This window comes from Halomonas sp. BN3-1 (genome assembly GCF_003056325.1).
GTDB lineage: Bacteria > Pseudomonadota > Gammaproteobacteria > Pseudomonadales > Halomonadaceae > Halomonas > Halomonas litopenaei.
Map to the genome: position 1 here is coordinate 110,352 of NZ_PYVV01000011.1, position 13,977 is coordinate 124,328.

Consider the following 13,977-nt stretch of genomic DNA (forward strand, 5'->3'; position numbering starts at 1 on the left):
CGGTTTACCACGTGGCGCCGGCGGTCCCGGGGTTTTTCTCGCTTTATTGATCCTGATGCTCACCGAGCAGGGTTGGCAGCTCGGTGACCCGAGACAGTCGGGTCACGCCGCGTGGCAAGGGAGCCGTCTCGGCCTCTGGCGGCGCGATCCAGATCGCCCGCAAGCCCAGGCGAATCGCCGGCAGCACGTCTTCCTCCCAGGAATCGCCCACGTGCAGGGTCTCGCAGGCCTTGACCTCAAGCCGTGCCAGCATCGCCAGAAAGGGCCGCGGATCGGGCTTGGGGGCGAACATCTCGCCGGCGGCGATACGCGCCTGGAAGTGGCGGGCCAGCGGCAGACGGTGGAAGGCCACGTTGCCGTTGGTGATGCTGCCGAGACGATAGCGCCCCTTCAGCCTTTCCAGCATGGCGTCGGTGTCGGGGAAGGGCTTGACCAGGATGCGCAGCGAGTGAAAACGTTGCATCGCCAGCGCCGCCCACCAGTGGGCCGCCGCCCGGTTGACGCCGCTTTCCTCCAGCAGCTGGATCAGGGTGCGTTCACGCAGCCAGCTGAAGTCGCCGCGCCGCGACCAGCTACGCCTGGCCAGGGCCTGGCGTTCACGCAGGTAGTCCGAAAGCGCGATGGGGGGCGTCAACGGCTCCTCGCGGCCGCGCTGCCAGGCGCCGAGCTGTTCGGTCAGCCAGTCGACGTGGCCCTGCTCGGTGCGCTGCATGACGCCGCTGTTGTCCCACAGGGTGTCGTCCAGATCGAAGGTGATGGCCTTGAGTCGGCTGAAGTCGTCCGCTGCCGCGTGGTCGATCAAGGGGTGTCTCCGGGATGGCTGTCGTCGCTCCGGCTGCGCCGCGCGCGGGGGTGGGCCTTGTCGTAGCTCTCCGCCAGGTGCTGCCAGTCCAGCCGGGTATAGACCTGGGTGGTGGACAGGTTGGCGTGGCCCAGCAGCTCCTGGACGGCGCGCAGGTCCTGGCTCGATTCCAGCAGGTGGCTGGCGAAGGAGTGGCGCAGGCGGTGGGGATGCAGGTGCTCCGGCAGGCCGCGCCGGCGGGCCTGGGTGACCAGGCGTGCCTGGATGGCACGATGGCCGAGCCGGTGGCCCTGCTGGCCGACGAACAGCGCCGTTTCGCCGTCGGCGGCCAGCACCGAGCGCACGCCGAGCCACTGGTCGATGGCCTGGCGCGCACGCGAGCCCACCGGCACCTGGCGCGGCTTGTTGCCCTTGCCGAGGACCCGCACCCGGCCGCCGTGGAGGTCGGGGAGATCCAGCGCCGCCAGCTCCGCCAGCCGTAGCCCGCTGGAATAGAGCAGCTCCAGCATCGCCTGGTCGCGTACCGACAGCGGCGAGCCATCGTGGGGGGTGTCGAGAAAGCGCGCCAGCAGGTCCACGTCCACCGGCCGCGGTAGATCCTTCGGCGCCCGGGGGCCGCGGCTCAGGCCGACCGGGTTGTAGTCGAGTCGGCCAGCCGCCACCAGGTGTTCACACAGTCGCGACAGGGCGGCGCGGCGGCGCTTCAGGCTGCGTGGTGCCATGCCTCGGCTGCGTTCGGCGGCCAGAAAACGCCTGAGCGTGTGGGACGTCAGGGCCTGATCATCCGGCGGCCTGGCGTCGGTGTCATTGGCCTGGGCGTGCCACCAGTTCTCGAAGGTGGCCAGGTCACGCCGGTAGGCGTCGACGGTGGCAGCACTGGCGGTGCGTCCCAGCTCATCGAGAAAGTCCGCTACCGCGCCGGCAAGCTGCCACTTGGGCGTCGTCTCAGCCGTCGTCTCAGCCGCCTTTTCAGCCATCATCACGCTCGCACAGGCGCACGCTGAGGCGCACCAGCACCTCGGCCAGGTACTCGGTAAACAGGGTGTCCATGCTGGCACGGAAGTGGTCGGGATCAGGGCTTGCCAGCACCACAAAGCCCTGGGGCTCGCCCAGGGTCATGCGGGCGATGGCGCAGGAGCCCGACTTGGTCGGCGCCTTGGCGTGGGGCAGCAGGCGCTTCCAGTCGGTGGGGGTAAGACGGGTACAGCGGCTGGCGCGCCCATCGAGCAGCGCGGTCAGGCGCTGGCCGGTGTGGTCGTCGAGCACGTGACGCGGGGCCTGGGGCGGTCTGGGGTCGCGATCGGTCAGGCTGGCGGGGCACCACAGCGACACCGCTGGCGTCTGGAAGCGCTCGCTTAGCTGGGTGGCCAGGGCCTGGCCCAGGGCGTCGTTGTCCTGTGCTTCCAGCAGTGCCAGCACCAGCTCGCGGGTGCGCCGATACTGCGCCTCGTTGTGGCGGGCCGAGTCGAGCAGTTGCTCGAGCCGCAGTTCCGCGCCTTCGGCGCGCTTGCGCAGGTCATGAACCAGCCGTTCCAGCAGCGAGGTGGCGCCCTGGGTCTCCGGATGGGGAATCGTGAGGCTCTGCAGCAGGCCTTCGCGACCGACGAAGAAATCCGGGTGGCGCGCCAGCCATTCGGCGACGCGGTCCGGGTCGAGCGTCTTGCGGGGCTCTGGGGCGGCTTGAGGCATGCGCGTCTTCCTGTTGGAGTTCAATGTCTAGGCTGGATCGAGTTTCCGGGAAAGCGAGGGACCGGTACCTTGCTGGCAGCTTAGCCCAGTCCCGTCGAGTCCTGTGCGCCTGGGGTCAACGCAGCGGAATTCGTCCATCGAACACCCGCTCGGCGGGGCCGGTCATGATCAAGGGGCGCTCGCCACCTTCCCAGCGGATCGTCAGGCTGCCGCCGGGCAGGTGGACGGTCACCGGGCTTTCGAGCAGGCCCTGGCGAATGCCGCAGGCCACCGCAGCGCAGGCGCCGGTGCCACAGGCCAGGGTCTCGCCGCTGCCGCGCTCGAACACCCGCAGGCGAATCTCGTGGCTTGAGACCACCTGCATGAAGCCCACGTTGACCCGCTTGGGAAAGCGCGGGTGGTGTTCGACCAGCGGTCCCAGGCGCTCCACCGGCGCCTGGTCGACGCTGTCGACCTTGATCACCGCGTGGGGGTTGCCCATGGAGGCGACGGCGATCTCGAGGGTCTCGCCGTCGACCTCGAGGGTGTGACGCAGGCGGTCCTCGTCGGCCTCGAAGGGCAGGCTCGGCGGGGCGAAGCGCGGGGCACCCATGTCGACGCTGACCTGCTCGTCGTCATGCACGTCCAGCACCAGCGGGCCGCCGGCGGTCTCGACCTGGATCTGGCGCTTGTGGGTCAGCCGCTTGTCACGTACGAAGCGGGCAAAGCAGCGCGCACCATTGCCGCAATTCTCGACCTCGCTGCCGTCGGCGTTGTAGATCCGGTAGCGAAAGTCCATGTCCGGGTCCCGCGGCGGTTCCACCACCAGGAGCTGATCGAAACCGATGCCGAAGCGCCGGTCGGCCAGACGGCGGATTTCCTCGGCCTCGATGCGGGCCCGCTGGGTGACCAGATCGACCACCATGAAGTCGTTGCCCAGGCCATGCATCTTGGTGAAGTGCAGAAGCATCAGCGCGGTGCTCCTGACGTCGATCCCGATGCCGATCCCGGTTGCGATTCGCCGGGCAGCGACTCACCGGCCCAGAGGTCCTCGAGGGTCTCGCGTCGGCGCACCACCTGATAGCTGTCGCCGTCCACCAGTACCTCCGCCGGACGCGGGCGGCTGTTGTAGTTGGAGGCCATCACGAAGCCGTAGGCGCCTGCCGAGCGCACCGCCAGCAGGTCGCCGGGGGCCACCGCCAGTTGACGCTCCTTGCCGAGGAAGTCGCCGGTCTCGCACACCGGGCCGACCACGTCATAGACGTCGCTTGCGCGGTCCAGGCGAGTGTCGACTTCGATGATCGCCTGCCAGGCCTGGTACAGCGAGGGCCGAATCAGGTCGTTCATGGCCGCGTCGACGATGGCGAAGTTCTTGGTTTCGCCGGGCTTCACGTAGGTCAGCCGGGTCAGCATGACGCCGGCGTTGGCGGCGATCGAGCGGCCCGGCTCGAACAGCAGCGTCAGGCGCTCGCCGCCGTCCCAGCGCGACAGGCGCTCGAGCAGCTTCGAGGCGTAGTCGAACGGGGCCGGCGGCGTCTCGTCCCTGTAGGGCACGCCGAGGCCGCCGCCCAGGTCGAGGTGCGAGACCTCGATGTTCTCCTCGCGCAGGCGGTCGAGCAGCACCAGTAGACGCTCCAGGGCATCGAGGAAGGGAGCGATCTCGGTGAGCTGCGAGCCGATATGGCAGTCGAGTCCGGTGACCTTGAGGTGCGGCAGTTCGGCGGCCAGGCGGTAGACCTCCAGCGCCTCGTCCACCGGGATACCGAACTTGTTGTCCTTGAGCCCGGTGGAGATATACGGATGGGTGCCCGCGTCGACGTCGGGATTAACCCGCAATGACACCGGCGCCACCTTGCCCAGGCGGCCGGCCACTTCATTGAGCACTTCAAGCTCTGGGCGCGACTCCACGTTGAAGCACTTGATGCCGACCTCGAGCGCGCGCGCCATCTCGTCGGGGCGTTTGGCGACGCCGGAGAACACCACCTTGGCCGGGTCACCCCCGGCGGCCAGCACCCGCTCGAGCTCGCCCTGAGACACGATGTCGAAACCGGCACCCTGGCGCGCCAGCACGTTGAGCACCGCCAGGTTGCTGTTGGCCTTGACCGCGTAGCAGATCAGATGCGGGTGGCTACCCAGCGCCTCGCGGTAGGCCTGGAAGTGGCGTTCCAGGGTGGCACGTGAATAGACGTAGCAGGGGGTGCCCACCGCCTCGGCGATGCGGGCCAGAGGCACTTCTTCAGCGTACAGCTCGCCGTCTCGGTAGTTGAAGTGATCCATGCTCAGCTCTCGTCCTCGGTCGCGCTCTGGTCGCTTTCCTGGCTGTCCTCTTCGCCCTGTTCGTCCTCGACGGTTTCGCGGGGGCCGTAGCGCTCCGCCGCTTCTTCGTCACCGGGCAGGTACAGGGGGCCTTTCTGGCCGCAGCCCGCCAGGGCCATCAGAGCCAGCAGCAGGGCCGGCAACAGGGCCGGCAACAGGGCGGGTCGCAGCACCTTGACGAGGCGGTTCATTGGGCGCCTCCCTGGCCGGACGCAAGGGTCTTGAGGGCCTCACGGGCGCGCTGGGCAGCGGCGCGCACCTGGTCGGGGGCGGTACCACCGATATGGTTGCGGGCGGCCACCGAGCCTTCCAGGGTCAGCACCTCGAACACGTCCTCGCCGATGACGTCGGAGAACTGGCGCAGTTCGTCGAGGCTCATGTCCGACAGATCCTTGCCGCTCTCGATGCCGTAGGCCACGGACTGACCGACGATTTCATGGGCGTCACGGAAGGCCACGCCCTTGCGTACCAGATAGTCGGCAAGGTCGGTGGCGGTGGAGAAGCCCTTGCGCGCGGCCTCGCGCATGGAATCGCCCTTGGAGACGATGGCCGGCACCATGTCGGCGAAGGCGCGCAGGCAACCCTTGACGGTATCCAGGGTATCGAGCAGCGGTTCCTTGTCTTCCTGGTTGTCCTTGTTGTAGGCCAGCGGCTGCGACTTCATCAGCGTCAGCAGGCCCATCAGGTGACCGTAGACGCGGCCGGTCTTGCCGCGTACCAGCTCGGGCACGTCCGGGTTCTTCTTCTGCGGCATGATCGAGGAGCCGGTGCAGAAGCGGTCGGGCAGGTCGATGAAGTCGAACTGGGCGCTGGTCCACAGCACCAGCTCCTCGCTCATTCGCGACAGGTGCATCAGCAGCAGGCTCGCGAAGGCGGTGAACTCGATCGCGAAGTCACGATCGCTGACCGCGTCGAGGCTGTTCTCGGCGGGGCGCTCGAAGCCGAGCAGTTCGGCGGTCAGGTGACGATCGATGGGATAGGTGGTGCCGGCCAGGGCGGCGGCGCCCAGCGGCAGCACGTTGACCCGCTTGCGGCAGTCCAGCAGGCGTTCGTGGTCGCGGGCCAGCATCTCCTGCCAGGCCAGCAGGTGGTGGCCGAAGGTCACCGGTTGAGCGGTCTGCAGGTGGGTGAAGCCCGGCATGATGGTGTCGGCCTCGCCCTCGGCCAGCTCGATCAGCCCGGCACGCAGCCGCGCCAGCTCGCTGGCGACCAGGTCGATCTCCTCGCGCAGGTAGAGGCGAATATCGGTAGCCACCTGGTCGTTGCGCGAGCGCCCGGTGTGCAGCTTCTTGCCGGTGATGCCGATCTTCTGGGTCAGCCGTGCCTCGATGTTCATGTGCACGTCTTCCAGCGCCACCGACCACTCGAAACGCCCTTCGGCGATCTCCGTCTCGATCTCCTTGAGCCCGGTCAGGATGGCGTCACGTTCCTCTTCGCTCAGCACGCCAACCTGGGCGAGCATGGTGGCATGCGCGATGGAGCCCTGGATGTCATGGCGGGCCAGGCGCTGGTCGAAATCGACCGAGGCGGTGAAACGAGCGACGAAGGCGTCGGTGGGTTCGCTGAAGCGGCCGCCCCAGGACTGGTTGGTGGTCTGGCTCATTGAATGGACTTCCTGAATGACGATGCGATGGCGACGTGATCGGTGGCCGGCGCCGAGGGCGCTGACGGAGCCGGCAGCCGTTGTCGTTGGTATGCCCAAAGTGTACCAGAGTCGGCCCTTGAGGCGAGGGTGCAGCGGGCCGGCAAGGAAGGGGCGGCATCAGCCCCTGAAACGAGGGTGGCAGCGGGCGCTTCTGGCAGGCGCGGCAACGGGTCCCGTCGCCGTCGATTTTACTGACGGAGACCGTGCTTTATGATGACGCCATTCATTTAACATGGCGGACGCGGCGATTTGGTCGCAAGCCCGACCAGGGAGAGCAACGTGCAACAGATGTCCAGGCTGCGTATCGCGACGCGCAAGAGCCAGTTGGCCCTATGGCAGGCCGAACATGTTCGCGATCGTCTGATGGCGATTCACCCCGGGCTCGAGGTCGAGCTGGTACCGATGTCGACCCGCGGTGACAAGATTCTCGACACGCCCTTGGCCAAGGTTGGCGGCAAGGGGCTGTTCGTCAAGGAACTCGAGGAGGCGATGCTCGACGGCCGCGCCGATATCGCGGTGCACTCCATGAAGGATGTGCCGATGCAGTTTCCCGAGAGCCTGGGGCTTTCGGTGATCCTGGAAGGCGCCGAGCCCACCGACGCCTTCGTCTCCAATGACTATGCTCGCTTCGAGGACCTGCCCGAGGGTGCCCGTCTGGGTACCTCCAGCCTGCGCCGCGGACTGCAGATGCGCGAGGCCCGTCCGGATCTCGAGGTCATCAGTCTGCGTGGCAATGTCCAGACACGCCTGGCCAAGCTCGACGCTGGCGAATTCGATGCCATCCTGCTGGCTACCTCCGGGCTCAAGCGGCTGGGGCTCGGTGAACGTATCGCCCAGGAGCTGCCGCCGGAGATCTGCCTGCCGGCCTGTGGTCAGGGCGCGCTTGGCATCGAATGCCGCATGCACGACACCGAGCTGGTGTCGCTGCTGGCACCGCTCGACGATATCGAGACGGCGACCAGAGTGCGTGCCGAACGGGCCATGAATACACGTCTGGAAGGCGGCTGCCAGGTGCCCATCGGTGGGCACGCCATCTATCAGGACGATGGCAGAACCCTGTGGTTGAGAGCCCTTGTCGGCACGCCCGACGGTTCCCGCGTGCTGCGTGCCGAGGGGCGTGGTTCGGTGGACGAACCCGAGGCGCTGGGGATCCGCGTCGCCGAGCAGCTGCTGGAGCAGGGCGCCGGGGATATCCTGGCCGAGGTCTACGGGCCGCGTTGATGGGCACTCCGGTACTGATCACCCGGCCCGGCGAACGCGCCCAAGCGCTGGCCGAGGCCATCGAAAGCAAGGGGTTCAGCACCGAGCGGGTCGAGGTGATGCGGCAGGAAACTGTGCCAGAGACGGCAGATGTGCGCTCGGCCTGGCTCGACATCGACCACTTTCATAAGGTGGTAGTCATCAGTCCCGCCGCCGCCGAGCGGTTGGTCGAGGCGCTGGATCGCTACTGGCCACAGCTGCCCCAGGGGCTTGAACTGTACGCCGTCGGGCAGGCCACGGCGATGGTCTTGCACCAGGCGCTGGGGCTAAAGGTGAGGGTGCCTGCCCCCGCCGCCGGAGAAGAGACCAGCGAGGCCTTGCTGGCGCTGGCCTCGCTGCAGCGCCTGGAGCACCAGCGAGTGCTGCTGGTGGCGGGCGAAGGTGGCCGCCCGCTGCTGGGCGACACCCTGGGGCAGAGGGGCGCGCGTGTCACGCGTCTCGAGGTGTACCGACGTCGCCTGATCACTCCCGACGCCGGGGCCAGAACATGGCTCGAACAAGGGAGCTATCAGGCGTTGGTGGTCAGTAGCGGAGAAATCCTTGAACATCTGGCAAGATGGTGTTCAGAGGCCGCCTTTCAACAACCGCTTGTCGTATCCAGCCAGCGGTTGGCTACACTGGCGAAAACGCTGGGATTTCGCATCCCGGTCGTGGCGTCTGGCGCGTCTCCTGCGGCGCTGGCGGCCGCGGTGGCAAGGACCTGCGACCCAGAGGATGGCGAATGAAGATCTCTAAAAGGGCTAGCGACAGATGAGCAACCAACAGCACGATCAGGACGAGCAGCAGACCCCGTCCGCTTCCGGCCAGCAGGGCACAGGAAGCGCGACCTCAGGCACGGACGCCTCGAAGGGCGGCGCGGGCAAGGGGGGCTCCCAGCGGCGGTCGCGGCGTCGCGACAAGAGTGGCAGCAGCTCGACCGGATCCACCTCGTCCAGTGCCAGCGCGGCATCCTCCACACCCGCTGCGGCGACGGGCGGCTCATCGCCTGCCGGCGCCACGGCGTCGAGCGCAGGCTCCGCCAAGGCCACGCCGAGTGACGCCGCTCCGGTTGCAGCGAAGGGCGCCGCCGGGGACAGTGCCAGCAAGCCAAGTGCCAGCAAGCCCAGTGCAAGCAAGCCCGACAACAGCGGCAAGGCCAGTGCCGGCAAGCCCGGCGATGGCAAGCCCAGTGACACCAAGGCCAGTGGCGCTAAAGCCAGTGACAACAAGGCCAGTGACAACAAGCCCAGCCCAGCGGCAGGCAAGGGTGGTAACGGTGGGGCTTCTGCCGGCGGTGCCGCGACCTCGTCTTCCGGAGGCTCTGGTGGCGGCTCTGGTGGAGGGAAGGCCGGTGTCGTGGCCCTGGTACTGGTGCTCATCCTGATCGCCGGCGTGGCCTTTGTCGGCTGGAAGGGCTGGCAGCTTCAGCAGGCGATGTCCGCGCGCATCGACCAGCTCAAGCAGAACAGCCCCAGCGTGGCCGAGGTCCAGGAGCTGTCGTCCCAGCTGGAAAGCGGTCTTGCCGAGCGTCGCGAGACCATGGGACAGGCGGTGGACGGCATCAAGAGCGACTTCGACGCCTACAAGTCCGACGTCAACCAGACCCTCGATCGGGTGCTGGCCGAGCTGTCCAAGGAACAGAACGCCGACGAGCGTGACTGGCTGCACGCCGAGGCCGCCTACCTGCTGCGTCTGGCCAATCAGCGCCTGCAGCTCGAGCGTGATGTCGAAGGTGCTGCGGCGCTGCTGCGCACCGCCGACGCTCGCCTGGAAGAGGCCAACAATCCGGCACTGGTCCCGGTACGCCGCGCCATCGCCGAGGAGCTTGCCGCCCTGCAGACGGTGCCCAAGGTTGACCGGACTGGCCTCTATCTGGCCCTGAACGCCCAGCAGGAGCAGATCGCCGGCCTGCCGCTGGCCCAGGACATCGAGCAGTTCACCGCCGATACCACCATCGAGGAGGCTCCTTCCGGTGCCTGGCAGGAGCAGCTGGCACGGGTCGGTGAAGAGCTCAAGGAGCTGGTGACGGTACGCCACCACGACCAGGCGCTGGAAGCCCTGATCACCCCGGAGCAGGAGTCGTACCTGCGTCAGAGCCTGCGCCTGGTGCTGGAGCAGTCCCAGCTGGCCCTGCTCAAGGAAGAGACCGGCCTGTACGAGGCCAGCCTCGACAAGGCCATCACCCTGCTCGAAGGCTACTACGACGTCGACGACGAGTCGGTGCAGTCGGTGATCGCTCGTCTGGGCGAGCTCAAGGGCAAGTCCATCCGCCCGGAGCTTCCCGATATCAGCGCTTCCCAGCAGGCGCTGGCCCGGTTCATCGAGCAGCGCTTCGAAGCGGGCGCTTCCGGCCAGGGAGATAACGCATGAGAAAGCTGATCCTGCTCATTGTCGTTGGCCTCGCGCTCGGGGCGCTGTTTGGTCAGCTGATGATGTCGGTGCCCGGCTACTGGCTGGTGCGGGTGGGCGACACCTCCTTCCAGACTTCGTTCTGGTTCGGCCTGGTGATCCTGCTGGCCCTGTTCATGGTGCTGCACTTTGCCCTGCGCGTGCTGTTCCGCCTGAGCCGTCCGGTCAGCCGCTTCAAGGTGTGGAACTCGCGGGCACGCAATCGCACCGCAATGAAGCGCACCGTGCGCGGCCTGGTGGCATTGGCCGAAGGTCGCTGGAAGCGCGCCGAGAAGGCCCTGGTCAAGGCCGCCGATGACTCCAGCACCCCGCTGGTAAACTACCTGTCTGCCGCCCTGGCGGCCCACTACCAGGGCCGCTATGACCAGGCCGACACCCTGCTCAAGCGGGCCCACATCTCCACCGACGGCGCCGATCCGGCGGTGGGCATGATGCAGGCCCAGCTGATGCTGGACCGCCAGCAGTACGAGGAAGCGCTGGCGATCCTGACCCGTCTGGACCGTCATCTGCCGCGCCATCCTCAGGTGCTCAAGCAGCTCAAGGCCGCCTATATCAGCGTCAGCGACTGGGATGGCCTGCGTCGCCTGCTGCCGCGTCTGGCCGACCAGCAGCTGATCGCCCGGGAAGAGCGTGAACAGCTCGAGCTGCAGGCCTACCGCGAGCTGATCCTGCAGGAGACGCGCAATCCCGAGGATATCGAGCGGGTGCGCAACCTGTGGTCGGACATGCCCGAGTACCTGCGCACCAACATCGACCTGCTGGTGCTCTACGTCGAGACGCTGGTGCGCTGCGACGAACAGGTGATCGCCGAGAAACTGCTGCGCCACTCGCTCAAGACCAACTGGGACAGCCGTCTGGTGCTGCGCTATGGCCTGCTCGGGGTGGACGCTTCACGTCAGCTGGTGACCGCCGAGAAGTGGCTGCAGGAGCGGCCCAATGATCCCGACCTGCTGTTGACCCTGGGTCGCCTGGCGCTGCGCAACGCCTACTGGGGCAAGGCCCAGGAGTACTTCGAGGCGAGCCAGCGTCAACGTCCCAGCGGAGTGGTCTGTGCCGAGCTGGCGCGGCTCTACGCCAACCTGGGCGAGCACAACAAGAGCCAGCTCTACTATCGCCAGAGCGTCGAGCTGCTCGACAAGTCGCTGCCCTCGTTGCCGCAGCCGAGCGACGCTCAGCAGGCCTGAGCCAGGCGTTCGATCTACTAAGCAGTACCCACAAACGCCACGGGCGGGGCTTCGGCCCCGCCCGTGGCGTTTGTGCTCCTGGAGGATGGGGCTCGTGCGCCGCGCCAGCCAAGGGGGCGGCGACGTGGCGTCACTATGCTGAAGGCGAGTACAGGCCCGGTTGCGGCGTGTAGCTGCCGCCACGCCTGTGTCGCCCGGACTGTGGCGTCAGGGCTCGGCACCCTGGCGATTCGATCAATAAAAAGGGGCGGCCCGTAGGCCGCCCCAGAAGCGTTGCAGGTAAGGTCTGTCAGTTGCCGTCGGGGTCGTAGTCGCCCCTGAACTTGGCGTTGGTCTCGGCATCCTCGCGGGTCTCGTGCTCGCGGGGCGAGTCGATACTGCCGTCCTCGCCGGGCAGCGGTGCGGTGTCCCTGGCTTCGCCGGTGGCCACCACGTCCTTCTCGACCAGGCGCAGGTTGGCGGCTGGCGCCTGGCCTTGCTTGTCTTCGCCAAAGAAGATCGTGGTGTGCGGGAAGGGGATCTCGATGCCCGCCTCGTCCAGGTGCAGCTTGACCAGACGGTTGTAGGCACGGCCCACCGCCCACTGGTTGCCCGGGGTGGTCTTGATGCGTACCCGGATGTTGACCGAGCTGTCGGCCAGGGCGATGACACCGGCCACCTCGAGGGGTTCGAGGATCTCGGACTTGAGGTCCTCGTCGGAGGACAGTTCGTCGAAGGCGTTGCGCAGGGCGACGATCGCCTCGTCCACGTTCTCGCGGTAGGCGACGCCGTATTCGCCCACATGGTAGCCGAAGCCACGCATGTAGTTGGAGACCACATCGACGCTGGAGAACGGCACTAGATGGTAGGTGCCGTGCAGGTCACGGATACCCACCGAGCGGATGCTGAGCTTCTCGGCGGTGCCGGTGATGCCGCCCAGGGTCACCACGTCGCCGGTATTCATGGCGTTTTCCACCTGGATGAAGATACCGGTGATGATGTCCTGCACCAGCTTCTGGGCGCCGAAACCGATGGCCAGACCGAGCACGCCGGCACCGGCGATCAGCGGTCCGATGTTGATGCCGATTTCCGACAGCACGATCATCGCCGTCATGGTGACGATGGCGATGGCCAGGGCATTGCGGAACAGCGACAGCAGCGTCTGGGCCCGGGCCGAGGGCATGCCGCGGCCGGTGGTCGGATTCAGCTTGTGTTCGATCAGGCTGGCAAGGCCGATCCAGACCGCCGCGGCGACGATCAGGATGATGGCCACGTTGATCACCTGGCTGACCAGCACGCGACCCGCTTCGGAGGCGTACCAGGTGGCCATGTCGAACACGCCCCAGGCGTTGAGCAGGGCCATGGCGGCGACGATCAGGATCAGCACGTTGAAGGCGCGCAGCATCGTCGGGACATAGGAGTTGAGGCGTGCCTCGAGCAACGGCAGCTTCTTGCGCAGCTCACCGGACAGGGTGATGCGACGACCGATGGCCTGGGCCAGCAGGCGCGACACCAGCATGGCAGCCAGCACGATACCGAGGGTCTTGAGGGTCGCGATCAGCACGAACGGCAGGGCGTCCTCGGGGCGTGTCAGGGTCAGCACCAGCACCACGGTGAAGTAGGTGATCGCCAAAAGATGCCAGATGCGGCCGAGCAGGCGCAGCGCGACACGGGAGGCCGACAGGCTGGACCTGACAGCGGCATCGAACAGCCCATCGCGCAGGCGGCTGCGATTGATCAGCACCACGGTGATGGCGTACAGGTAGGCGCCGATCATGATCAGAGCGCCGATGCCCTCACCGACACGGTAAGACAGGTAGGTGTTGATCAACGGGACCACCACCATCAGGCCGTAGCCGGTAAGGCCAATCAGCCGGGCGATCCAGCGATTCCAGTAGGACGCGCTGGGAGCGGTGATGGGCAGCAGTCGCAGGCCCTCGTAGCGTGAGGCGAACAGCATGCGCACGGCCGCCTTCAACAGCTCGATGACCAGGAAGGCATTGAGGAACAGCGACGCCCGGGTCGACAGGCTGCCCGTCTCACCGATGGCGAAGGTGGCGGCCAGGTTGCCGCCGACGTAGGCAAGACCCACCACGGCGGCGTCCACGATCACCGCCAGCACCACGCACAGCACCAGGCGGATGGTGGGGTTGAGGTTCTGACCGTTCTGCGAATATTGGCTCAACCGCGTGAACAGTGGCCTGACCAGACGCCTGATGATCACGAACAGCACAAAGGTCGCCAGAATCACCAGGCCGAGGTTGATCGCCGCCTGGGTGAACAGATCGAAGTTGAGTTCGCCTTCGGTCAGGGCGCCGTCGATCATGCCACCGAAGATGGCGGCGAGATTCTCGAACTGATTGCCGAACTCGCTGACCACGCGGCTGGTCATGTCCGCCAGTTGCTTGGGCAGGGTAGCCTCGGCGGCGCTGTCGACGGCCTGTTCACCGGCGGCCTGGGCCTGCTCGGGGGCGTTTTCCGCCATCTGTCGCAGTTGCTCGATCAGCTGGCTGCGGGCCTGTTCGTTTTCCAGCAGGTCGGCCAGGGTCGAGTAGGCCGGACCGTCACTGGAGGAACCGCCAGAGCCGCTGGCGTCACCGCCCTGCTGGGCGATGGCAGGTCCCGCGAGCAGCACGAGCGCGAGCATCAGCACGCTGAAGAGTCGAGAGCAGAGTCGTGATCGCATCACGCAAACCTTCTCCTTTGATGGGTGGGGCCCGTCGGGGCAGAGGGGC

Annotated in this window: 12 protein-coding genes; 4 read left to right on the forward strand and 8 right to left on the reverse strand. The window is 67.0% G+C overall.

The genetic code is table 11. The annotated features are described in order from the left end of the window. Window positions 1–43: 43 nt before the first annotated feature. The 7 genes from C9F12_RS15705 to argH all read right to left on the reverse strand — a co-directional run bounded on the left by C9F12_RS15705 (window position 44) and on the right by argH (window position 6,389). Window positions 44–802 (reverse strand): HAD family hydrolase, encoded by a 759-nt coding sequence (locus tag C9F12_RS15705; RefSeq protein WP_240184269.1) that lies wholly within the window; start codon window positions 800–802, stop codon window positions 44–46. After that, on the reverse strand, window positions 799–1,782 hold the full coding sequence (locus tag C9F12_RS15710; protein WP_240184270.1) for a tyrosine recombinase XerC: 984 nt from the start codon (window positions 1,780–1,782) through the stop codon (window positions 799–801). Before C9F12_RS15710 ends, C9F12_RS15705 begins: the two co-directional genes overlap by 4 nt. Further along, window positions 1,772–2,491, reverse strand: a complete 720-nt coding sequence (locus tag C9F12_RS15715) for a DUF484 family protein (protein ID WP_045993941.1) — start codon at window positions 2,489–2,491, stop codon at window positions 1,772–1,774. Before C9F12_RS15715 ends, C9F12_RS15710 begins: the two co-directional genes overlap by 11 nt. Window positions 2,492–2,606: 115 nt before the next feature. After that, a complete protein-coding gene (gene dapF, locus C9F12_RS15720; RefSeq protein ID WP_108449492.1) occupies window positions 2,607–3,440 on the reverse strand; it encodes a diaminopimelate epimerase in 834 nt (277 codons plus the stop codon). After that, window positions 3,440–4,747 carry a diaminopimelate decarboxylase gene (lysA, locus tag C9F12_RS15725; RefSeq protein ID WP_108449493.1) on the reverse strand — a complete coding sequence of 436 codons (1,308 nt, stop codon included), beginning with the start codon at window positions 4,745–4,747 and terminating at the stop codon, window positions 3,440–3,442. Before lysA ends, dapF begins: the two co-directional genes overlap by 1 nt. 2 nt (window positions 4,748–4,749) lie before the next feature. After that, entirely contained in the window at window positions 4,750–4,977 is a 228-nt protein-coding gene (locus C9F12_RS15730) for a lipoprotein (protein WP_108449494.1), read from the reverse strand. After that, window positions 4,974–6,389 carry an argininosuccinate lyase gene (gene argH, locus C9F12_RS15735; protein ID WP_108131863.1) on the reverse strand — a complete coding sequence of 472 codons (1,416 nt, stop codon included), beginning with the start codon at window positions 6,387–6,389 and terminating at the stop codon, window positions 4,974–4,976. The genes C9F12_RS15730 and argH overlap by 4 nt, the downstream gene beginning before the upstream one ends. A gap of 321 nt (window positions 6,390–6,710) precedes the next feature. On the opposite strand from argH, the gene hemC reads away from it, so the two are divergent. Genes hemC through C9F12_RS15755 form a run of 4 tightly spaced genes read left to right on the forward strand, consistent with a single transcriptional unit; the run spans window position 6,711 to window position 11,263 of the window. Next, on the forward strand, window positions 6,711–7,652 hold the full coding sequence (hemC, locus tag C9F12_RS15740) for a hydroxymethylbilane synthase (RefSeq protein WP_108131862.1): 942 nt from the start codon (window positions 6,711–6,713) through the stop codon (window positions 7,650–7,652). Then, window positions 7,652–8,416: a uroporphyrinogen-III synthase gene (locus C9F12_RS15745; protein WP_108449495.1), complete on the forward strand. Its 765-nt coding sequence runs from the start codon at window positions 7,652–7,654 to the stop codon at window positions 8,414–8,416. Before hemC ends, C9F12_RS15745 begins: the two co-directional genes overlap by 1 nt. A 25-nt stretch (window positions 8,417–8,441) precedes the next feature. Continuing rightward, the gene (locus tag C9F12_RS15750) at window positions 8,442–10,040 is read left to right on the forward strand and encodes a uroporphyrinogen-III C-methyltransferase (RefSeq protein ID WP_108449496.1); all 1,599 of its coding nucleotides are present in this window, start codon (window positions 8,442–8,444) and stop codon (window positions 10,038–10,040) included. Continuing rightward, a complete protein-coding gene (locus C9F12_RS15755; protein ID WP_045993949.1) occupies window positions 10,037–11,263 on the forward strand; it encodes a heme biosynthesis HemY N-terminal domain-containing protein in 1,227 nt (408 codons plus the stop codon). The genes C9F12_RS15750 and C9F12_RS15755 overlap by 4 nt, the downstream gene beginning before the upstream one ends. Before the next feature lie 289 nt (window positions 11,264–11,552). Here the strand turns inward: C9F12_RS15755 and ybiO are convergent, their stop codons facing one another. Next, complete coding sequence (gene ybiO / locus C9F12_RS15760; protein ID WP_045993124.1) at window positions 11,553–13,928, reverse strand: mechanosensitive channel protein; 2,376 nt, start codon at window positions 13,926–13,928, stop codon at window positions 11,553–11,555. Window positions 13,929–13,977 lie beyond the last annotated feature (49 nt).